Genomic DNA, 22,084 nt, shown 5'->3' with positions numbered 1-22,084 from the left:
CCGTCCCCGCATTATTTATCGTCAGGTGAATCATGACCATCAATACCGGCAACCTGTCCAAGGCGTTGCCTGAGTCGGTGCGGCAACACAACCGAGCCATCTTGCTTAGGCTGCTCTATCCTGATGTCAGTATGACCAGGGCTGACCTGGCCCGAGCCTCCGGGCTGACCAGGGTCGCCATATCGGACATCGTGGCCGAGCTGCTGGGTGAGCATCTGCTCATGGAAGTTGGTTATAGCAAATCCACCGGGCCGGGCAAGCGTGGACGGCTATTGCGCATCAATCCCGACGGGCGAAGCATCCTGGCCCTGGACCTTTCCACTCCTTATGTCTTTAGGGGAGCGGTGCTCAACCTGACCGGACAGGTGGTGGCGCGTGAAGAGATCCCTCTGACCACTGACGGCAAGGTTCCCCTGGACTTGGTGGGGGAGTTGTCCGATTCGCTGATGCAACGGGCGGCCCATCCCATCATGGGCATAGGCGTATCTAGTCCCGGCATCGTCAGTGCTGAAGGCGTGGTGGACGATGCCACCAACCTGGGCTGGGTTCAGACCGACCTGCGCGGCTATCTGCACGAGAAGACAGGCCTGGAGGTGACGGTCAACAACGATGCCAACAACGAGGTCCTGGCCGAGCGGCAGTTCGGCTCAGGTCAATCCGACCTGCTGCTGGTCCACCTGGGCAACGGAGTCGGGGCAGGGTTGCTGGTCTCTGGCGAGCTGGTGACCGGTTGCAACCGTGCAGCCGGTGAGATCGGTCATGTAGTGGTGGATCCAACTGGTCCTCAGTGTCGCTGCGGCAAGCGCGGCTGCCTGGAATCCTTGATTAGCGTTCCCAGGCTGACTGCTGCGATGGATCGGGATCCTGACAATCTGGCAAGCATTCTGCGGCGGGCTGGTGAACTGCTGGGCCGCGTCCTGACCATGCCCGCCGGCCTTATGGACATTCCTCGCGTGACTGTTCTAGGGGACTCCAGGGTGGTCAACCGCATCTTCCTGAGCGCCATGGAGAAGACTATGAATGATGCCCTGGCCACTGATTTTCGGCGACCTCTCGTGGTTGACCGCTCGGCCTTGGGGGAAGATGCTGCCTTGCTCGGGGCCTGCTCCACAGTGGTGGCCGACCTGATTGAGCCTGACGGCACTGTCTGAAAGTGGGTTGAAGACCTTGCTTGCAACCGTGCTCGGAGTTGGTGATTCGCGCACATCGCCGAGACCTGCTACCATGGTGACTCGCATGCGGTTGGCCGAGGCCTGACCCCGGTAGCCGGATTTGCGGGCGTAGTTCATTGGTAGAATGGAAGCTTCCCAAGCTTCAGAGGCGGGTCCGATTCCCGTCGCCCGCTCCAGTCTGATTTACAAGCGCGTCAATAAAGATTAGAATTTCAAACCTTTTATATTCGCATATATGAGCTTTTATTGACGTGATCCGGCTTTTTCTGAGATCGCGCCTTATTCCACAGATCTGACATATGGAATATGAGGTGCTTACGTGGATATTTGTTGGTCATAAGCTTATCAAGTCTGTATATCTCTGCAAAGCGCCTTGTTCCTAAATGGCTTTCGTTGGTTCTCGATAAGAATACTCTTGAAAATTATTCCTCAGTGACAGACGCGGAAGAATAAATGCCGAAGTCAAGCTTTTGATTATCATTCACGTACTGTCGGCCTAATGCGTCTTTCCACTCAACATGAAGTATCTGGCGAGAACGGTTTGATCCTACTAAGAGTTGAACTGCGGTCAAGTATTGTGCGTCGATAATAATGGTTTCTTCGTCTGGCTTCAGTTTTGGAAGATTTCGGGCCAGATATTCTACGCCTGCATAGCTTTTTAGACTTATTCCTGGCGAAAGCGAAAATTTGATATCGAGGGCAATGGAACCGCCTACGTTGGTGAGAAACACCGTATCAAGAGTGCTGCCCTTCATTTTTGCAATGCGAACTATGATGAGCGGCTCCGTTGCGCTGATATGGGCGTTGTACTCTTTATAAGCGATGATGGCTGCCATAAGGGCGATGAGGAAGGTGCCAAAAGCCCACCACGCCTGCCAGTCGGAGTTGTTGCCGGTAACCCATTGGTAGAGGTATGGAATAACGCAAAAGAGGACTGAACCTGCTATTAGGGCAGGTATGGTCCATTTCTTTTGTCTCATAGCATCAGTGTAAGAGGCATGGCATTTCGTATTTCTTCGTCAGATAGCTTTTGTCGTTTAGAACTGGAATTCAGCCGTTTCCTTGATTTAAGAGGTTATCCTTCAATTCTGGTCTGCCTTCAAGATCGTTGACTCCTACGGAATCAAAGATGCCGATGCACATTGGGAAAATCCGTCGTGGAAATTCGACTGATGTTGAGGATGTAATTATAGAAAAGCGTTCAGGTTTGGTGATGTTCACTGCTCAGTCGATTAATGTTATGAACTCACTTGCATGTGCAGAGCCGGACGGTTCTCTGCAGTCGGTTGTTAGTGCTAATTCGATACGCTGATTCCCGCTTTTCTTGTAACCAGGTGCTGACGCATGAGAAGTTCGAACTGTTCTGCTTGAGCCAAATTATTCGACAATAGCCAATTTGTATTCATTGGAAGTAGTTCATAACAGGTTTTATTCGTACCTCGACGTGGCCGAAGTCATGCGTGTGCTTTTCGGTATTTGCAGGACCACGTCGAGTTGTAGCCGGATTTCGTTCTAACTAGAAAGTCACTTCGTATTTGAGACAGGAGTTGCTACACAGGGCTGTGTCTTTGATGAACAATATTCCTGAAAATTCTGGAGTGTCGAAGCACGGTGCCTCAGGCCGGGCAGTGGAAGATGAGGGGGTACAGGGAAGTATGGAAAGGACGGCAATCATGGCTGATTATCACGTGCAATACGACGGGGATCGCAATCTCTGGACAGTCAAGCGGGCCGGTGCCTCACGCGTCTCTCGCACTTTTGCTACCAAGGCGGAGGCCACCAAGCAGGCCAAGGTCTTTGCAGACCGGTCCGGCGGTGGTGAGGTCAATATCCATAACAAGGGTGGCAACAAAATCCGCGACAAGCGCACCATAGGCAAGAAGGATCCTCGAGACATCAAGGGCTGAACGCCAACTGAGCTCTGGGACTTTTCGCTGTCATCGGGCCTGTGCTGGTGCCGAACGTCGCGGCGATAAGTAACTATGAGCTTCTGCCTAGGCCCATCTATCAGTCCGGCAGGATGTTGGGATGGTGAAGCATTGGCCGGCGTCGCTGGTCTGTATGTGTCCGCCCCCATAGACTGAAACCAACCGTGAAAGGTGGCGAAGTCGATGGCCGATGGATTCAACCAGCTGGATCAGCGGCTGGCGGACAGCGGGTATGACGAGGGTCTGCCAGCCTCCTACCCTCCCCACCCCGGTATGGACGAGCGTCCTATTCAGATAGCCCATGCCAACATCTGGAGTCGGTTTGCGGCAGTCACAGGACTGGTCTCAGCTCTTGCGGGCGCGGCCTTGTTGGCCCATGCCATAGCCCCCTCCAGGCTGGGGGTCATAGGTCAGGTGGGCATTTCGGCCTGGGTGGGTGTCTCTGTCGCCTTTGCACTGTTGACCATAATCCTGGTCGTCATAGCCCGTCACTCCGGACCAGTCCCGAACCGACCATCAGTAGGCTCGGCGGGTATTATTCTTTTGATTTGTGGAATGCTCTTGACAGTGGCAGGTCTGCTTATTGCCAACTCTTCCCCCAAGGGCATCATCAAGGCTCCTGCGCGTGACGAAGCGCCCACCAGCTCGCCCCAGGCCATGACAGGCGGTATTGACAAGGCTGCTGGCCAGTGCGCTTCAGGTTGGCATGACATCGGCTTGGACGGGTATGTGGGCATCTCCCAAGCCCGGTATTGCACGGATACGACCATGGCCTACGTGGTCTTCGACAACGATTCAGCGGCCTCCTTGGCCAAAGGGCCTATCCGCGCTCGCGTGCCTGACCTGATCTCCCGCTATGGAGGCGGGTTGCAGCCCCAGGATCTATGGTTGCTGACCGGCAAGCGTTGGATGGTGGTGGGCAGCAAGGCCCAGGTGACCGGACTGCAGGGCCAGTGGGGTGGCCAGGCCGAGCCACTCATAAGTCAGCATTGAATGACCGGTCCGGTCGACTATCGTGGCAGATATGGATCAAGCACAAAAGGATAACGGCGGATTGGTGGGTCGGCCCTCCACGGTGGTGCCCGGACGTTTTGGGCAGGAGCTCAAGGTCGAGCAGGTCCTTTGGTCCCGCAAGCAGGGCACAGCCAACCCCTCGCGGCCCATTTTTGTACTCATGCACGGTTGGGGCTCCAATGAGGAGGACATGGCTGACCTGATGCGCTACGTGGCTCCTTACAACGACTACGCCTCCCTGCGGGCACCCATGGTGGTGCCTGGCAGCGAGCGCGGCATGTTCGGCCCGGGCTACACCTGGTTCCACGATATGCGCCCCGAGCAGGAGGATCTGGATCGGGATGGCTATGCAGCAGCTCGGGCTGTGGACGCCTGGGTTTCAGCCAACATCCCCGAGGACCGACCTGTGGTGATCATGGGCTTCTCCCAGGGAGCCATGCTGGCTGTTCATCTGCTTCGGGTCAACCCTGAGCGCTACCGAGCCTCCATATGCCTATCCGGGTTCCTGGCTCCAGGCCTGGTGCCCGGTACTGCTCCCGCGGATGAGCGCCTTGCTGGCTTGAACAAGCCGGTCTTTCTGGGCTTCGGTTCGGATGACACCACGGTGCCCAAGTACGAATTCCGTGCCCTGGCCGCCTGGCTGGACGAGCACGTATGGCTGCACACCACCGAGTACGACCACCTGGAACATGCCGTCGACATGCGCGAGATGAATGACCTTCGCCAGTGGCTGGGCGAGATCGACGTGACCTCGGGCCTTATGTAGATCGGCTCACAGGGCCGAGTCAGCGTCAACCTGCATGACGTAGACGTTGCGGCGCATCTTCCGGGCTGTCGTGCGGGAGATTTCCCCGGATTCGACCATGTCCTGGATTTGGCTCAGTTCGATGGCGTAGCCCTCGCGCTTGGTCTCCTCCAGCTGATCCCTGATGGCAGGTATGCCCGCGTATTCGGTCTTTCCCTCCGCCGAGGATTCGATCATTTGGTGGTTGATGATGGTGTTCAACAGGTCCTCGGTCTTGAAGCGGCCCTTGCCCAGCTCGGAGTAGAGCTTTTCAATCAGGAAGTGGTTCATCTCTGCCTGCAGGTGGCGCCCGGCAACGAAGACCTGATCCTTGTCGATCGGCTGGGTCAGGTGCTTCAGGCGGTGGAACTGGCTGTGCAACAGCCCTCTGAGTCGTCTGCGAGCCGTGTAGGCCCTCCAGCGCAGCTCCCCGCCCCTGTCCAAGTGGAAGAGGGACCCGGATATGGTGGACAGGATCCTGCGGGCGGCCTGTTCCTGGCTGCGCAGATTCAGCAGTTCCTCCTGGTCGTCTCCCCGTTCACTGCGCCGGTCGATCAGCTGGGCATCGGCATCCCTGTCGGCTACGGTCTCGGCCTCGGTGCTGGTCTCGGCCTCGGTCTGGTTTCCGGTGGCAGACTGCGTTGATGCAGGTGCCTGTTCTATGCCTGCGTCTTCGCTTCTGAGCCGTTCCTCCAGCTGATCCTGGGCTTCTTCGATCCGGCTCAGCCGCTCCTCCATATAATCCTGTTCCCACTCCATGGTCTGCACCTGCAGGTCCTGGAAGTCCTTGGGGGAGTACTGGCCGATCTCTGACTTGAGCTTGGCGATGCGGTGATTGTACTGCTTGATTACCTGCTGGACGGCCAGCCGGTTCTCGTCTGTAATCCTGCTCGAGAGTTCCCGGACCGTGCCCCTGAGGACCTTGATGGATTTCTCGACCTGCTGGGCCGGTACCTCGCTGCTCTGTGAAGGAGCCAGCAGGGGCAGGGCGAAGTTGGCCAGCACCAGGGTGACGATGATGACCCCGGCGGCCACGAAGATCAGCTCGCTGCGCATGGGGAAAGCCGACCCGTCGTCGGTCATATAGGGGATGGTCAGCGCCAGGGAGAGGGTGATGGTTCCCTTGGGGCCGCCGAAGGTCATGACGGCCGCCGACCTCAGGAGCTTGGATGTGATCCGTGGTCTGCTGCCGGTTTCATGGTCCTTGGTGAAGATCAGGACACTGGCCGTCCAGAGAAAGCGCAACACGATCACGGTCAGGCAGACCACAGTGATGGTAGCCACCAACATCCAGTTGCTGACCCGCCGGTCTCGCCAGCTGGTGCCCATGGCTGCCGGCAGCAACATGCCCAGAAGGACGAAGACCGCACCGTTGAGGCTGAAAGAGAGCACCTTCCAGACGCTGGATGAGACGATGTTGGCCTTGGAGGTATTGGGTCCCACTCCCGTGTGGTCGAAGCGGATCAGCAGTCCGGTGGAGACCACGGCCAGGATTCCGGACACATGCAGGATGTTCTGCCCGACCATGTATATCAGGAAGGGCAGGAAGAGCTCCAGCAGGATCCTGGTAGTGGTGGTTTCCCAGCCCAGGCGGCGGGCCGACTCAAAGAGCCAGTTGATCACAAAGCCCATGATCAGGCCGAAGCCGATGCCACCCACGAACTCAACGAAGAACTCGCCCAGGGCCTGGGGCAGGGAAAAGGAGCCGGTCACGGTGGCCAGGATGGCGAACTGGAAGCCGATGACGCCGGTGGCGTCGTTGAAGAGCGATTCACCGGCAAGGATTGAATGTTCGTCCGGTGTGAGGTCGGCGCTCTCGCCCAGGGAGGAGACGGCCACGGCATCGGTGGGTCCCAGGGCGGCGCCCAGGGCCATGGCTGCAGCCAGGGGGAACATGGGCCAGGCGGCATGCAGGATGACGCCCACCATGAGCATGGTCAGAGCAGCCAAGCCAATGGCCAGAGAAAGGGATGATCGCAGACCCTTGAGCAGCTCCACCTTGTTGATAGTGTGGGCCTCGTAGTAGAGCAGGGGCGCGATGAAAAGGACCATGAACAGCTGGGGATCCAGCCGCATCCGCGGGAAAATGGGCAACAGGGCCATTACTGCGCCCAGGACGATCTGGACCAGGGGGGTGGAGATTCGGGGAATGAACCTGGAGATGAAGGAAGAGACGAGGACGGCAGCAAGTATGCACAGAATGAGAATGAATGTTTCCACGGGCTTCCTTTCCGCCACGCAATCCCGGGCGGGCTGCTGCAGGCCCGACTAGCAGGGTTCGTTCGACCAATGAAGGAATCTCCGAGTGCAGGGTCGCATGAGGATCGACGTCGCATCGTCCATTATACGGAATCACGGTATCCAGGAACAGCATTAATGGACAATGTGCGCTAAGTTGACACCTCAAGCCAAAATGGTGGACAGACTGCGCTCGCGATAGGCGAACATTTGTGAAAATCCGGCCCGGGGACTCCTCCTAAGCGCATGAAAGGCCGGCTTAATCGGTATACTCGTCAACACCGGGAAGGCTCCAAACCTCCCAGAGGTGCACCGCTTGAAGCGGCTGACCATGGAGCCCCATCTCTTGACCCCGGGGACTCGCGCGCACGCTATTGTTTCCCCGATGCTTTTGGACATCCCCCGGTCCAAAAGGAAGATTGCAAGAAAGACTGCAGAGGGTCGCATGCGGGGACAAATGACCGATCCGGTTTGGAAAGGCCAGGTTGACCGATGACATCATCCATGACATCTACAGACATCAAGAATCAGAACGCTGCGGCAGCAGGGACCGACATGCGTTTCGACGACACCGACTGGCACAGCCTGGAGACCTCGGCTGTGCTGGAGACCCTGCACACCGGGGACCAGGGTTTGGATACGCAGGAGAGCGCACGCCGACTGGAGCTCTTCGGGCCTAACAGCTTGGCCGAGGCCCAGGCAAAACCCCGTTGGAAGCTCTTCCTGGAGCAATTCGCCGGCCCCCTGATCGCCGTCCTGATGGTCTGCGGCATCATCACCATTTTTCTGCAGCACTATGTTGATGCGGCGGCTATTTTCCTGGTCCTTTTTCTCAATGCCATCATCGGCTATGTGCAGGAGTCCAAGGCCGACAAGGCCGTGGAGGCCCTGACCACCCTGTCCACCCCCACCACACGGGTGGTGCGCCAGGGCCGGATGGAGCAGATTGATGCCGACCAGCTGGTCCCGGGCGACCTGGTCCTCCTGGAGAGCGGCGATCGCATCCCTGCCGATCTGCGATTGATCGAGGCCCTCCATCTGCGCATTGACGAGGCCATGCTGACGGGCGAGAGCGAGGATGCCAAGAAGAATACGGATCCCGTGGACCGCGATGCAGCCTTGGGCGACAGGCGCTGCATGGCCTTCTCGGGCACCATGGTCACCAGCGGCCGTGGACGAGGGCTGGTGGTGGCCACCGGTTCCGACACCGAACTGGGTGAAATCAACGATCTGGTCCATGTGGCCAAGGGCCGCACGCCACTGCAGCGGATCATCCACCGCACCGAGGTGGGCATCGCCGTCGCCGTCATCCTGGTGGCCATCTTCGTCTTCATCGGCGGAGCCATTCTCAATGGCGACGCTACCGGGGCCTTCCTTTCCGCAGTCTCCCTGGTGGTGGCCTCCATGCCCGAGGCCCTGCCCATCGTGCTGACCGTGGCCATGGCCTTGGGGGTTTCGAGGATGGCCGAATACCATGCCATCGTCCGTTCTCTGCCGGCCGTTGAAACCCTGGGTTCCATCACCGTCATCGGCTCGGACAAGACCGGCACGCTGACCCAGAACCGCATGACCGTGGAACAGTTCACCCTGGGCGGCGGTCAGCCGGTCCCCGTAGAGGGCATGGACCTGGGTGCAGCGGCTGTATCCGACGACGATCGTATGCGCGGTCTGGCCGCCCTTGCTCGGGCCGGGGCCCTGACCAATGAGGCCCACCGGCAGCCGAATGAACAAGGCGGCATCGAATACAGCGGCGACGCGGTCGATATGGCCATGGCCCGCCTGGCCGACCAGACCGGGGCTGTGACCACCGAAGACCTGGATGCCCCTATTATCATGGAGACCCCCTACGAGCCGGAGCTGCTCCACTCCATGACCATCCGCCGCAATCCAGACGGTACCCTGACCCAATACGTCAAGGGCGCCCCGGACGCGGTCATGGCCATGAGCCGAACCATGCTGGATCCGGATGGCCAAGTCGTCCCCCTGGATACCCAGGCCGTCCACCAGTCCTATGAAGCCATGGGCTCCCAGGGGCTGCGCGTCATAGGTGTGGCCAGCAGGGTCCTTTCCTCTGACCAGGATCCCGCCTCCCGCCGTCGGCCGGACGACTTGACCTTCCTGGGGCTTGAGGGCATGCTTGACCCGCCTCGACCCGGCGTGCGCGAGGCCATCGCCGAATGCGCCGGTGCCGGCATCCGCGTGGTCATGATCACCGGCGACCACCCGGTGACCGCAGCCGCCATAGGCCGCCGCCTGGGTCTGGAGCACACCGATCAGGCGCTGACCGGCAGTGAAATGCTGGAGATGAGCGACGAGGTCCTCCGGGCCCGTCTGCGTGAGACCTCCATCGCCGCCCGCGTCTCCCCCCAGGACAAGCTTCGCATTGTGGAGGCTCTGCAGGATGAGGGCCACGTGGTGGCTGTGACCGGCGACGGCGTCAATGACGCCCCGGCACTGAAGGCCGCCTCGGTGGGCATCGCCATGGGCCGTTCCGGCACCGACGTGGCCCGTGAGGCCAGCGATGTGGTCCTGACCGACGACAACTTCGTCACCATCACCCAGGCCGTGCGCCAGGGAAGGGTCATCTTCAAGGCCATCCGCGGGTCCGCCTACTTCCTCCTGTCCACGGCTGCAGCCGCCATGATCGCCGTGGGGGTCAATGTAATCTCCGAGGAGCCCCTGCTCTTCCTGCCCCTGCAGATGCTCTGGATCAACTTCGTGACCAACGGTGTCCAGGACATCGCCCTGGGATTCGAGCCTGGCAATGGGGATGAGCTGGAGTCGCCCCCGCGTTCGTCTGGAGAGGGTCTGCTCTCGCGGGTGCTCTGGGCGCGACTTGCCGTCTGCGGGCTCTGGATGGCCACCTGCATCCTGGTCCTCTTCCGCTTGAACATCAACGCGGGAATGGATCTGGCCCACGCCCGGACCATCGCCCTGACCCTACTGGTCCTCTTCAACTTCTTCGTCGCCATGTCGGCCCGGTCCGAGAACAGGCTGATCTTCCAGCTCAACCCCTTGGACAACATCTTCCTTCTGGTGGCCTCGTTCGTGGCCCTGGGCATCCATGCGGGGGCCATGTATCTTGCTCCGGTTGCGGGCGTTCTGGGCATGGCCCCCTTGAGCGCAAGCCAGTGGCTCATCTGCCTGGGGATTGGACTGACGGTCCTGATTTTCAGCGAAGGCGACAAGATGGTTCGTGCCTTCCTGGCCAAGCGTGGCATCGACACATCGGGGCGGACCAAGGGCCATCTGCACCATGTGCGCCGCCGCATCGCAGGCATGATCAACTGAACCGACCTGTCGGGCTGGACTGCCAGACTGAACCCGTGCAAGAACGGTGGAAGGCGTCCATGGAGGAGGCCCTGCGGCTGGCCGGCCTGGCCGGAGACCGAGGGGACGTGCCCGTGGGCGCCCTGGTCTTGGATGCCTCGGGCCGGGTCATCGGCCGGGGCTTCAACCAGCGGCAGGCCATGGGCCGTCCCCTGGCTCATGCCGAGATGGAGGCCATTGGGAAATCCGACGCGGGCTGGGATCTGGCAGGGTGCACCATGGTCGTGACCCTGGAGCCCTGCCCTATGTGTGCAGGAGCCCTGATGGCCTGCCACTTCAGCAGGGTGGTCTTCGGCGCCTGGGATCCCAAGATGGGAGCCTGCGGGTCGGTCTGGGATCTGCCCCGTGACCCGCATACAGGATCAAAGGTCGAGGTGCTGGGCGGTGTATGCGAACAGGCATGCGCTGGAATTCTTGCCGACTTCTTCGCTCGGCATCGCCAGAGCTGAGACTTCTTTTTTAGCGGCGACTGGCCCTGTAACGTTGGAAGGCCGGAGTGACTTGGAGGGCCGCCCAGATGCAACGCAAAACGATTAGGCATAGGTAGGCGGCGAACAGATTGGCGCCCACTCGCGCGCTGACCCCCGAGGCCGCCCAGGTGCCCACCGGTGTGGTCAGAGCAGCCACGATTCCTAGAAGCAGCCCCTGACCGGGGTGGACCAGGTGGTGTCGCAGGTTGGTGAACGTTCCTGACAAGGAACTGGGCAGGATGGCCAGCAGGGAGGTTCCCCTGGCAATCAGGTCGCTAGCCCCTAGCAGGGCCAAGGCCGGCACCGCGATGGCTCCGCCGCCAACGCCCAGCAGCCCCGACAGGGTTCCGATCAGGACGCCGACCAGCAGAATGATCATGGCCACTACCGGGCTCAGCTGGATGCTGCTCTCCCTGGAGGGTGTGGACAGCAGCTGCTGGGCAATGACTGCCATCAGGAAGCCCACATAGAGCCACCTGAGTATCACCTCTGGAAGCCGGTCCAGCAGCCAGGTGCCGATCTGCGCCCCAATGACCGTGCCCACGGCCAGCAGCAGGGCGGCCAGCCAGTCCACATGCCCGCCCAGGGCGTAGGAGGCCACGCCGGCCAGCGACATGGGGATCATGGAGGCCAGTGAGGTGGCCGAGGCCTGCCGTTGTTGCAGTCCGGTCCACACCAGGGCAGGCACGATGATCGATCCGCCGCCGATGCCGAACATCCCCGACAGGAATCCGCTGATCACGCCCACCAGGACCAGGATGGCCAGGGTCCGCCGGTCCATCCTTCCGGCTCCTCTCTGTTCTTTCTGCATGGGTTCCAGCCTAGGTCGACGTTTTCATCGGGATTGCAGGATGTCCGCGTATGCGGCCAAGTCCTCCAAGGTGCAGAAATCCGGGCATATTCCGGTCCTTATGTCCACCATGCGACCGTTGCCTTGGTTCCCTTCTGCCGTCTCGGCATACTGCTTGGTATCCCCCGGGCCGGTCCCCGGAGGTGCGTCGTCTATTCAAGAGAACAAAGAGGGTGTATTTCGATGCGATATACGGTCATCGGTGCCGGAGCCATGGGCTATCGTCTGGGTGTGCTGCTGCAGGAGCAGGCCGGCCTGCAGGTGGATTTCGTGGATACCTGGATGCCCAATATTGACAAGGTTCATGACCAGGGAGGCGTCTATGTTTCCCGCGATCATGAGAATCGGCATTTGGTGCCCGTCAACATTTACACCCCCGAGGACTACAAGGGCGACCCCGATGTCTGGATCGTCATGCTCAAGCAAATGCAGCTGGAGGGGGTCCTGGAGCGTTGCGCACCGCTCTTCCGCGACCATCAGGTGGTCTTCTCGGCCATGAACGGCTGGGGTCACTTTGACAAGCTGCTCAAGTACTTCCCCAAGGAGCGCATCTACGGCGGCACGGCCATGATCGGCACGGTCCTCAATGGGCCGGGCGACGTGGACTTCATCGGCAAGTCCGGGGCAGGTTCCATGCACCTGTGCGCCATGACCGAGCAGACCACCGACCTGGAGCGCCGGATGGCCGAGGACTTCAAGGCCGCCAACCTCAACCCCATCCTGACCGAGAACTTCGAGGGCACCTGCCTGGCCAAGATCATCTTCAACTCGGTGGTCAACACCATCTGCACCATGTACCAGATCACCATGGGCCAGTTCATCTCCTACCCGGGCGCCAAGGAGATGTCCCGCCAGCTGATCGACGAGGCTTATGATGCCTGCGAGCGGGCCGGCAAGCAGCTGATTCAGACCCGCCAGGAGACCCTGGACGAGGTGGACTACGTCAGCCGCATAGGCAATCCGCTTCATTACCCCTCCATGTACCAGGACATGTCCAAGGGCCGCCCGACCGAGGTGGACTACATCAACGGCTACCTGGCACGGCTGGGTCGCGAGCATGACTATGTCTGCCGGACCCAGGAGTTCCTGACCCACGGTGTCCATCTGGCCGAGTTGGCCTTCCGCGTCCATCATGAGGAGCAGTCCGACCAGGGATGATGCCAAGGGGCTACTGAGCAGATTCCCATGGATTACTTTCCCAAGTAAGAAAAACACGCCCTTCCAGACAAGTTAGCCGCAGGTCCCTAGCATGGAGCCTGATTTATCAGTGTCGGCGACCGACATCGCCGGGCTTATGGCGGAGGTGTCATGGAGGATCATCGCGGCGGCCCAAGGACGGGGTCTTATCAGAGCAAATCGAATCTGGGGGTTCCCCTCAGGTTGGTTTACATGGAGCAGTCCGGGCTGGCCCTTGCCGTCCTCTTCCCGGGGAAGGGTCTGCCGCGGATAGTTCACTGGGGCGATCCAATGGCCGATCCGCAGGCCCTTCTGGGAACCTACGATGCTCTGGCCCCGCAGCGGGTCTCAGGAGGACTGGACCTGACGGCCTGGCCCAGCATCCTTCCGACCCAGTCTGAGGCTTGGACCGGACAGCGCCGACTGCGCATCTGCCGCGGCGGTGTTGAGGTCTTTTGCTGCTTCCAGGTGGAATCAGTCGATCTGGGTGCAGAACCGATCCGGTCTGACGACTCTGCTGTCCCGACGCTGAAGGTCCGGGCCTGCGACCGGGACCAGGGTGTGGGGCTGACCTGGCATTGCCAAGTACTTTCGTCCGGTCTCGTCAGGCAGCGTGCGGATTTGTTCAACCTGGACACGGTCAGAGATCTGGATGTCAACGGTTTGGAGCTGGCTTTCCCCTTGCCGGCTGAGGCAACCGAGATTCTGACCACCACCGGTCACCACTTGCGCGAACGCAGCCCGCAACGCCAGCCCTTGACCATAGGCCGTCTGGAGCGTTCAAGCCTGGTTGGCCGGCCGGATTTTGATTCCTCCCTGGTCATGTGTGCGGGTCGACCCGGGTTCGGATTCGAGCACGATGAGGTATACATGGTCCACTTGGGCTGGAGCGGCAATGGTCTGCTCAGCACCGAGCGGATTCCTTCGGCTCCCGCATTGCTGGGCGGCGGCGAGATTCTGATGGCCGGGGAGATAGTGCTTCCCCATGCTGATGGTCATTCCGACAAGGTGGCGTATTCCACGCCCTGGCTCTATGGTTCCCGGGGCAAAGGGCTGGACCAGGCGGCCCACAGGTATCATGCTTTCCTGCGATTCCTGCACCCTGGGCTGACCTCACGTCCCAGGCCCGTCACCCTTAACACCTGGGAGGCGGTTTACTTCGACCAGTCCTATGACAAGCTGGCTGCCTTGGCCGAACAGGCGGCCCGTATAGGTGTTGAGCGTTTTGTCGTTGATGATGGGTGGTTCCAGGGCAGGCGTTCGGATGAGTCCGGGCTGGGGGACTGGTCCATCGATCGGCAGGTATGGCCAGAAGGGCCTAAGAGCCTGGAAGCCCTGGCCGTCAGGGTGCATCAGCTGGGAATGGAATTCGGCCTCTGGTTCGAACCCGAAATGATCAGTCCGGACTCATACGTCTTTCGCGATCATCCTGACTGGGTCCTGTCCCCGGGGCCTTCCCGGTTGCCTGTCGAAGGCCGCAACCAGCAGGTCATGGATCTGACCAATCCCGATGCCTATGCCCACGTGTTCGACACCATGGACTCGCTCATTGCGCTTATGGGCATCGACTACATCAAATGGGATCATAATCGCTATGTGACCGAGGCCTGCTCTCTTCGGTCGGGACGTCCTGCCGTGCATGCGCAGACCGAGGCAGTCTATGGCATTATGCGCGACCTGAAAACCAGGCATCCCGGTTTGGAGATCGAGTCCTGCGCTTCAGGGGGCGCGCGGATCGATTTGGGCATATTGGAATTTGCCGACAGGGTCTGGGTCTCGGACTGCGTGGATCCGGTCGAGCGGGCCGACATCCAGCGGTACACATCCCTGCTGGTGCCGCCGGAGATGTTGGGGGAGCATGTGGGCGATTCCCCGGCCCATTCCACAGGCCGCGCCACCTCGCTCGGTCTGCGTGCGGCCATGGCTTTCTTCGGCCATATGGGCGTGGAATGGAACCTGCTTGCCGTGCCCGAGGATCAGCTGAATGAGCTGGGGGGCTGGATCGATCTGTATAAGCAGTGGCGGCATATGCTGCACACCGGTCATGTAGTACATGGCGACGCACCCGACCCGGCAGTTCGCTTGGACGGGGTAGTCTCAGCTGACGGCTCGCAGGCGCTCTACCGCTTCACCCAGTTGACCTCTTCGGTCAATTACCCTCCGCAGCCTTTAGCGCTTCCCGGCCTGGATTCCAAGTCTGATTACCGGATTAGGCCCTTGGACATCTGCAGTGACCTGGATCGGATCGGCAGTGGACAAAGCCCTCTGGCCTGGTGGTGTCCCCAAGGCGTGGTTCTCCCGGGTTCGGCCTTGGAAGCTCAGGGAGTTCGGCCCCCGGTCATTCATCCGGCGGAGGCAGTGATTTTTGAAGCGAGCCGTATCTGAATCCGTCCAGTCGTTTTCCGATTCATTCGGGCTTATCGGCCTCTTCGGGACCCTGCAGGTACCTGGCGATTGCTCTGGCCGCGGGGGCTTGGGCCCAGCAGAGCCAGTCGCTGCCAATGATTTTCACGGGGACCTCGACCATCTGGCTGTGGCGGAATGCGGCTGTGCCCTTGCGTACGGATTCGATGCATCTCTTCATCAAATAGGATGTCTCCCCACCCACCAGAACCTTGTCAGGCAGGGCCACGTTGGCCACCAGGGCGATCAGAACCCCTAGCCGATAACCGGTCAGATTGAGCAGGGTCTCAGCCTGCGGCATGTCCTCCTCCAGGTCTTTAACCAACTTCTCAAGGCTGGCGGCCTGTCCGATGGCATGCGAGTATTGCTCAGCCAGGGAGCCTGTAGTCAGGCATTGGGCGCAGCCACGATGGCCCAGATAGCAGACCGGCCCATCCGGATCCACCAGCTGATGGCCGATCAGCCCAAACCCTTCATCCGGCGAGGAGACGGGCATGCCGTGCTCGCTTAAGGCATAGCCAATGCCGGATCCCATGGTGATCAGAGCGAAGCGGTCCAGTCCGATGCCCTCGCCAAACCATCCTTCGTACAGGGCCAGGGCATCGAGATCATTGAAGATCAGGCAAGGCAGATCACATGTGTTCTCCATTTCGGTGGCAAGATCAACGGGTTCGCTCCAATGCAGGAATGGGGCGTAGGTGACGACCCTGTCTCCCTCCGCCCGACCGCCCAGGGAGATGGCAAGGCCGGAGGGGCTGGGCAGCCCGGCCTGGCTGATCTCACGCATGCACTCCTGAGCAAGGTTTGACAGCATCCTCACGACCTGGCTTGGGCTGCGTTGACGTATGTGATGACTGTGAGACCGGCCGACCGGTCGACAGGCCAGGTCCGTCGCCGTGGCCAACGCGGTGCCGCCGTGAAGATTGATGCCGATGAAGGTCTTGGCTTCCCGACGGATGACCAGGGCCTGCTGCGGTCTGCCTACGCTATTGGAACTATGCTTGCGGCCATCCTGTCTTCCTGGTTCGTCTGCCTGCGGTAGAGTGCCGGCTTCCCTGATGACCCCGAGATGGGTCAGATCGTTGGTGATGCGCGATACGGCACCCTGGGTCAGGTTGAATCGCCGTGCCAGAGCCACTCTGGAGATCGGGCCGTGCTGGAGGATCTCAACAGTGATGCGGTGGGTGTACCTGGAGGCTGTGAACCAGGCTGGGAACGACCGTGCTTCTCCTGAGCGGTCATCGTTCTCGTGATGGTTTGATCTCTGGTTGTCTCTGTCGGCCACGGTGCCTCCTCACGGAAAACTGGTCCGACCTGATTGCGGACAAGCCCCTTATACTGAACAGCCTATCTTAATTACTTTCTTAACGAAAGGAACTCGCCAGAGCTGGGAATGAAATATCCCGGCCCTCTATGCTGGTTCGCAGAATCATCTAGGTCATTGTTGCCCGTAGGGATGGTAAAGGAGCCAAATATGAAAGATATCGGCAGTAGGGAAGGATCCGGGTTTGATCGAATAACGACCTGGGTTCGGAACGGAGTCGCCTCACTCCTGGCTCTGTTGGCCGTCGTGGCCACGGCGGGCTGTGGTTCCGCGGATTCAGGCCAGGTCACTCTGGACTTCTTCCAGTTCAAGTTCGAGGCCGCCGACCAGTTCAAGGCCATGGTGGCACAATTCGAGAAGGAGAATCCTGACATCAGGGTGAACATCAACAATTCGGCCGATGCCCAGACGGATTTGCGCACCCGTCTGGTCAAAAACCGGGTGCCCGACGTCATCACCTTCAACGGTGATATCAGCTTCGGCATGTTCGCGGCATCCGGGGTCTTCCATGATTTCACTGACGATCCGCTGGTCAAGGAGCTCAATCCGGGCATGGTGTCGATAGCCAGGAACCTGGTCCAGACCAAGGATCCTTCGGCCAAGCGCCTGTATGGCCTGCCCTTTGCCGGCAACGCCAGCGGATACATATACAACAAGACACTTTGGCGAAAGGCAGGGGTAGATCCTGACAATCCACCGCGTACCTGGTCGGAGTTCACAGCCGTCATGGACAAGTTCAAGGACCAGGGCATCGAACCTGTGCAGGGCACCCTTTCCGATTCGTGGACCGCTCAGGCTCCCTTGGCTTCATTGGCGGGAACCCTGGTCCCCGAGAGCAGATACAGGGATCTTCTGGCTGGGAAGACCGATTTCAAGACCCTATGGACACAGCCGGCTCGGCGTGAGGTCGAGCTCTTCAGCCATTCCACCGGCGACAAGGGTGTTACCTACCAGCAGGGCACCCAAAACATGGCCAAGGGCAAGGTGGCGATCCTTCCTCTGGGAACATACGCCATACCGCAAATCAGGATGATCGATCCGGACGTAGACCTCGGATTTGCCCAGATGCCGGCCGATGATTCCCCCTCCCGCCAGATACTGACGGCGGGCGACGATGTCATGCTGACCATGGGTGCCACCACCAGGCATCCCAAGGAGGCCATGCGGCTGATCCGCTACCTGATGCAACCCCGGCAGCTGCGCACGTATGCAAAGGCCCAGACGGCCTTCACGCCAACCAGAAAGGTGGAGGCAGGCGATCCGGCCTTGAACGGGGTTCTTCCATTCTTCCAGCAGAACCGCCTGGCCGATTTCTGCGACCATTACATCCCCTCGTCCATCAATATCGGCGGATACCTGCAGACCATGGTCACCAGGGGGGACGTGGATGGCTTCATCGGTTCCATGCAGAACGAATGGGACAAGGTCCAGGCAAGGAACTTCCAATGATGAAAGGTCAGGATTCGGACATGGCACAATCCAAGGTCGTCGGCATCCGTACTGCTGACGCAGCAGCCAAGGCCAGAAAACGGCCTTCAAAGTTTTCCAATCGCAAGGTGGACCGCGCCTTCTACTGGATGGCGGTCCCGGCATCCCTGATTTTCGCGCTCTTCCTCTATGTGCCCTTCCTCCAGGGTGTGGCCTACTCATTTACGAATTCCCAGGGATACGGGCGCTTCTCATGGATCGGCTTCAAGAATTACGGCGCCCTCTTCCGTGACGGCCGCGTGGGCCACGCTTATCTGTTCACTCTGCTGATCGCCATCCTGATCACCCTGCTGGTCAACTTTATCGCCCTGTTCATCTCGGTGGCACTGAATGGAAAGATCGCCTTCAAGAACGGATTCCGGGTCATCTATTTCATCCCCTATACGCTCTCGGTTCTGGTCATCGGCTATGTCTTCAAGTACATCTTCATGACGCCCCTGCCGGCTCTGGGGAAGGCCCTGGGCATCGGCTGGCTCTCCCAGTCCTTGCTGACCAGCGAGCACTATGCATGGATCCCTATCGTCTTCCTCTCGGTCTGGCAGGCGGTGGCCTATTCAACCTTGATCTATTTGGCGGGTCTGCAGACCATCGACTCAGAGGTCTATGAGGCTGCATCCATCGATGGCGCCAACGAGTGGCAGAAATTCTGGAGGATCACCTTCCCCCTGATTGGCCCGTTCTTCACCATCAATCTGGTGCTGACCCTGAAGAATGCCTTCAACACCTTCGATCAGGTGGTGGCCCTGACCGCAGGAGGACCTGATTCCAAGACGGAAACAGTCACCTACCTCATCTACAAGGGCGGCCTTACCGGAGGCGAGTACGCCTACCAGACAGCCAACGCGGTCATGTTCTTCATCGTCCTGGCCGTGATCGCGTTCATCCAGCTGGGCATTTCCAGAAGAGGGGAGAAGATCTGAGATGGCACAGACAGCGCTTATACAACCACAGACGTCGGTACAATCAGCAGGAAGAGGGGGAAGGCAGCATGGGGGATTCCCGGGGTCGCGCCTCAAGAGGGTCAACTGGTGGCTGACGGCCACCGTGGCTGTCCTCTCCCTGACGATTCTTGTGCCGCTCTACTTCACCGTGGTCACGGCTCTGAAGACCCCTGCGGAGGCCGGAACCTTCAGCCTGCCCTCTTCCTGGCAGTGGCACAATTTCGCCGATGCCTGGAACAAGGTCAACTATCCCAAGGCCGCGCTGAATTCGGCCATCGTCACGGTCTGCGCAGTGGCACTCACCCTGCTGACTAACACTTTCGTGGCCTATGCCGTGGCCAGGAATATGGACAAGCGCTTCTTCCGCTTCCTCTACTACTTCTTCATCGCGGCCATGTTCGTCCCCTTCCCCGTGGTCATGCTTCCCATCGCCAAGCAGTTCGGCAGCTGGCACTTGGACAACGTGCCCGGTCTGATCCTGCTCTACGTGGTGTTGGGTCTGGGTACCAACCTCTTCATTGCCACGGGATTCATCCGATCCATCCCTACAGCTCTTGAGGAGGCCGCCCGCCTGGATGGCGCAGGTACCTGGAGGATATTCTGGACCATCATTTTCCCTCTGATGGGGCCGATCAATGCGACCATCGCCATCACCACGGCTCTCTGGGCCTGGAACGATTTCCTCATGCCCCTGATTGTCCTGACGGATCAGACCAGCCAGACCATCCCACTGGCGCAATATGTCTTCAGCTCCCAGTTCGCCACCAACTACCCGATGGCATTCTCCAGCTACCTGATGGCCCTGGCGCCCATACTGATCGTCTACTTGTTCGCGCAGAAGTGGGTCATCAGCGGCGTTATGAGAGGAGCTGTCAAGTAGCCCCGCCAGGACAGGCGGTGAGGACAGCCTATAGTAGAGGTCACAGAACAAGGAAGTCCCAGGAATCCAATCTTCGTGAGGAGGACCATGACCCAGGAAGAACGCATGCAGCTGCCCGACCAGGTACGGACCAACGGAGCCACCCCTAATCCCTGGTGGGCGAACGCTGTGGTGTACCAAATCTATCCGCGGTCCTTCCAGGACACCAACGGCGACGGCTATGGTGACCTGCCGGGCATCACGCAGCGGCTGGACTACCTGGCAGATCTGGGCGTGGACGTGATCTGGCTGAGCCCGGTCTACAAGTCCCCCCAGGACGATAATGGCTATGACATTGCCGATTACCAGGACATCGACCCCATCTTCGGCACCATGGACGATATGGACGAGCTTCTGGACCAGGCCCACCGGCGGGGGATCAAGGTGGTCATGGACCTGGTGGTCAACCACACCTCGGATGAGCACGCCTGGTTCCAGGCCTCCCGCAACAAGGATGACCCGCACGCCGATTGGTACTGGTGGCGCCCTGCAAAAGCCGGCCATGAACCGGGGACTCCTGGCGCAGAGCCCAACCAATGGGGGTCCTACTTCGGAGGCTCCGCCTGGCAGTACGATCCACAGCGCGGCGAATACTACCTGCACCTGTTTTCCAAGAAGCAGCCCGACCTCAACTGGGAGAACCCCCAGGTCCGGCAGGCCGTCTTCGACATGATGAACTGGTGGATGGACCGGGGCATCGACGGGTTCCGTATGGATGTGATCGTCATGATTTCCAAGACTGTCGACTCCGAGGGCCGCCTGCCCGGCGAGGACGGATCAGCCATCGCTGACGGTCCCGTGGGGCCTGAGGGGTACTCGTCCTCGGTGCCCTTCTGCGTGGACGGCCCCAGACTGGATGAATTCCTCGGACAGATGCGCAGCGAAGTCTTCCAAGGTCGGCAGGGCTATCTGACTGTGGGGGAGGCTCCCAGCCTGGCTCCTGCCCGCAGCGGGCAGATCACCGACCCGGCCAACCACGAGCTGGACATGCTCTTCCTCTTCACCCAGACCGAGGTTGACACCGGGGACAGCAAGTGGGACATCCGTCCCTTCCGAGTTCCCCGGCTCAAGGCTGCCATGGACGAGCAGCAACAGGCTGTGGCCAAGGCCGGATGGGCCAGCCTCTACTTCGACAACCACGACCAGCCCAGGATCGTCTCCCGCTGGGGCGACACCTCCAGTGAGGAGCTGCGCTCGCGTTCGGCCAAGGCCCTGGGGCTCCTCCTGCACATGCACCGGGGGACCCCCTACATCTATCAGGGCGAGGAGCTGGGCATGACCAATGCCGGCTTCACCAGCCTCAACCAGTACCAGGATCTGGAGTCCATCAACCTCTACCATCAGCGGGTCGATCAGGCGCACGAGCAGGATCCGGAGTCCATGATGGCCGCCCTGGCCTATATGAGCCGCGACAACGCCCGCACCCCCATGCAGTGGGACTCCACCAAGTTCGCCGGCTTCACGGCTCCATACGCCCCCAAGGAGCCCTGGCTGGCCGTCAATCCCAATAGGGATAAGGTCAACGCCAAGACCGAGCTGCGTGACCCGGACTCGGTCCTGGCCTTCTACCGGGAGCTGATCCGCCTGCGTCATACCAATCCGGTCGTGGCGGCCGGCGACTTCACCCTTCTGGATCCGGATGCGGACCAGATTTACTCATTCACCCGTTCCCTGGACCAGGCGCCCGAGCCCAAGTCGGGACCCGAGGCTGCCAGCGTGCTGGATGCCCTGCCCTGTCAGCGCCTGCTGGTTGTGGTCAATCTGAGCAGCCGCCCGGCCTCACTGCCGCCTGAAACCGCCGCACTTCTGGGCCTGGATCAAACCGGATTGACCTCCATGGCTCTCGGAGCGGTGGACCCCGATCGGATCCTCATATCAACCTACAGACCGGAGCAAACCGCCAGCTCCCTGCTGACCGGCCGCCTCTCCCCCTGGGAGGGCTTCGTCTACCGACTCTGAGGAAAACCCCGCCGTCGGCACGCTTTCCAGGCTAGAGTGGAAGTCAGCGATGCCCTGATGGGCCTGTGCGGACCGGTCGGGTCCGCGG

Annotated in this window: 15 protein-coding genes, 1 tRNA gene and 1 pseudogene; 13 read left to right on the top strand and 4 right to left on the bottom strand. The window is 60.2% G+C overall.

The window, feature by feature from the left end:
• Positions 1 to 32 precede the first annotated feature (32 nt).
• Positions 33 to 1,151 carry an ROK family protein gene (locus tag H3T93_RS08220; RefSeq protein WP_046322207.1) on the top strand — a complete coding sequence of 373 codons (1,119 nt, stop codon included), beginning with the start codon at positions 33 to 35 and terminating at the stop codon, positions 1,149 to 1,151.
• A 123-nt stretch (positions 1,152 to 1,274) separates the two neighbouring features.
• Positions 1,275 to 1,348: transfer RNA gene (locus H3T93_RS08215), tRNA-Gly, on the top strand.
• Positions 1,349 to 1,594: 246 nt separating this feature from the next.
• Here H3T93_RS08215 and H3T93_RS08210 read toward each other — a convergent pair.
• Complete coding sequence (locus tag H3T93_RS08210) at positions 1,595 to 2,152, bottom strand: hypothetical protein (RefSeq protein WP_144178568.1); 558 nt, start codon at positions 2,150 to 2,152, stop codon at positions 1,595 to 1,597.
• A gap of 693 nt (positions 2,153 to 2,845) precedes the next feature.
• Here H3T93_RS08210 and H3T93_RS08205 point away from each other — a divergent pair.
• The 3 genes from H3T93_RS08205 to H3T93_RS08195 all read left to right on the top strand — a co-directional run bounded on the left by H3T93_RS08205 (position 2,846) and on the right by H3T93_RS08195 (position 4,880).
• On the top strand, positions 2,846 to 3,079 hold the full coding sequence (locus H3T93_RS08205) for a DUF2188 domain-containing protein (RefSeq protein WP_024627567.1): 234 nt from the start codon (positions 2,846 to 2,848) through the stop codon (positions 3,077 to 3,079).
• 204 nt (positions 3,080 to 3,283) lie between these two features.
• The gene (locus H3T93_RS08200) at positions 3,284 to 4,093 is read left to right on the top strand and encodes a hypothetical protein (RefSeq protein WP_144178566.1); all 810 of its coding nucleotides are present in this window, start codon (positions 3,284 to 3,286) and stop codon (positions 4,091 to 4,093) included.
• A 31-nt stretch (positions 4,094 to 4,124) separates the two neighbouring features.
• A complete protein-coding gene (locus H3T93_RS08195; RefSeq protein WP_186363998.1) occupies positions 4,125 to 4,880 on the top strand; it encodes an alpha/beta hydrolase in 756 nt (251 codons plus the stop codon).
• 6 nt (positions 4,881 to 4,886) lie between these two features.
• Here the strand turns inward: H3T93_RS08195 and H3T93_RS08190 are convergent, their stop codons facing one another.
• The gene (locus H3T93_RS08190) at positions 4,887 to 7,118 is read right to left on the bottom strand and encodes a cation:proton antiporter (RefSeq protein ID WP_144178564.1); all 2,232 of its coding nucleotides are present in this window, start codon (positions 7,116 to 7,118) and stop codon (positions 4,887 to 4,889) included.
• A gap of 522 nt (positions 7,119 to 7,640) precedes the next feature.
• On the opposite strand from H3T93_RS08190, the gene H3T93_RS08185 reads away from it, so the two are divergent.
• Positions 7,641 to 10,427, top strand: coding sequence for a cation-translocating P-type ATPase (locus tag H3T93_RS08185; protein ID WP_269749180.1), 2,787 nt, complete (start codon positions 7,641 to 7,643; stop codon positions 10,425 to 10,427).
• 59 nt (positions 10,428 to 10,486) lie between these two features.
• On the top strand, positions 10,487 to 10,915 hold the full coding sequence (locus tag H3T93_RS08180) for a nucleoside deaminase (protein ID WP_144178658.1): 429 nt from the start codon (positions 10,487 to 10,489) through the stop codon (positions 10,913 to 10,915).
• A 10-nt stretch (positions 10,916 to 10,925) separates the two neighbouring features.
• On the opposite strand, the gene H3T93_RS08175 is transcribed toward H3T93_RS08180, so the two are convergent.
• Positions 10,926 to 11,747: a sulfite exporter TauE/SafE family protein gene (locus H3T93_RS08175; RefSeq protein ID WP_144178562.1), complete on the bottom strand. Its 822-nt coding sequence runs from the start codon at positions 11,745 to 11,747 to the stop codon at positions 10,926 to 10,928.
• A gap of 222 nt (positions 11,748 to 11,969) precedes the next feature.
• Between H3T93_RS08175 and H3T93_RS08170 the strand changes: the two genes are divergently transcribed.
• On the top strand, positions 11,970 to 12,944 hold the full coding sequence (locus H3T93_RS08170) for a ketopantoate reductase family protein (protein ID WP_144178560.1): 975 nt from the start codon (positions 11,970 to 11,972) through the stop codon (positions 12,942 to 12,944).
• 150 nt (positions 12,945 to 13,094) lie between these two features.
• The gene (locus H3T93_RS08165) at positions 13,095 to 15,347 is read left to right on the top strand and encodes an alpha-galactosidase (protein ID WP_144178557.1); all 2,253 of its coding nucleotides are present in this window, start codon (positions 13,095 to 13,097) and stop codon (positions 15,345 to 15,347) included.
• Positions 15,348 to 15,369: 22 nt separating this feature from the next.
• On the opposite strand, the gene H3T93_RS09180 is transcribed toward H3T93_RS08165, so the two are convergent.
• Complete coding sequence (locus H3T93_RS09180; RefSeq protein ID WP_144178555.1) at positions 15,370 to 16,650, bottom strand: ROK family transcriptional regulator; 1,281 nt, start codon at positions 16,648 to 16,650, stop codon at positions 15,370 to 15,372.
• A gap of 189 nt (positions 16,651 to 16,839) precedes the next feature.
• Here H3T93_RS09180 and H3T93_RS08155 point away from each other — a divergent pair, with 189 nt between their 5' ends.
• The 4 genes and pseudogenes from H3T93_RS08155 (at position 16,840) to H3T93_RS08140 (ending at position 21,996) form a co-directional block, all read left to right on the top strand.
• Entirely contained in the window at positions 16,840 to 18,138 is a 1,299-nt protein-coding gene (locus tag H3T93_RS08155; RefSeq protein WP_144178553.1) for an ABC transporter substrate-binding protein, read from the top strand.
• A 20-nt stretch (positions 18,139 to 18,158) separates the two neighbouring features.
• Positions 18,159 to 19,097 (top strand): carbohydrate ABC transporter permease, encoded by a 939-nt coding sequence (locus H3T93_RS08150; protein WP_110424724.1) that lies wholly within the window; start codon positions 18,159 to 18,161, stop codon positions 19,095 to 19,097.
• Between the two features lie 97 nt (positions 19,098 to 19,194).
• A pseudogene (locus H3T93_RS08145) lies at positions 19,195 to 19,998 on the top strand (carbohydrate ABC transporter permease); the annotation flags it as partial.
• Between the two features lie 87 nt (positions 19,999 to 20,085).
• The gene (locus tag H3T93_RS08140; protein WP_144178550.1) at positions 20,086 to 21,996 is read left to right on the top strand and encodes a glycoside hydrolase family 13 protein; all 1,911 of its coding nucleotides are present in this window, start codon (positions 20,086 to 20,088) and stop codon (positions 21,994 to 21,996) included.
• Positions 21,997 to 22,084: the final 88 nt, after the last annotated feature.

Source organism: Bifidobacterium sp. M0404, from assembly GCF_016101415.1.
GTDB classification, from domain to species: domain Bacteria; phylum Actinomycetota; class Actinomycetes; order Actinomycetales; family Bifidobacteriaceae; genus Bombiscardovia; species Bombiscardovia polysaccharolytica.
This window is presented reverse-complemented; position numbering and strand designations above follow the sequence as displayed.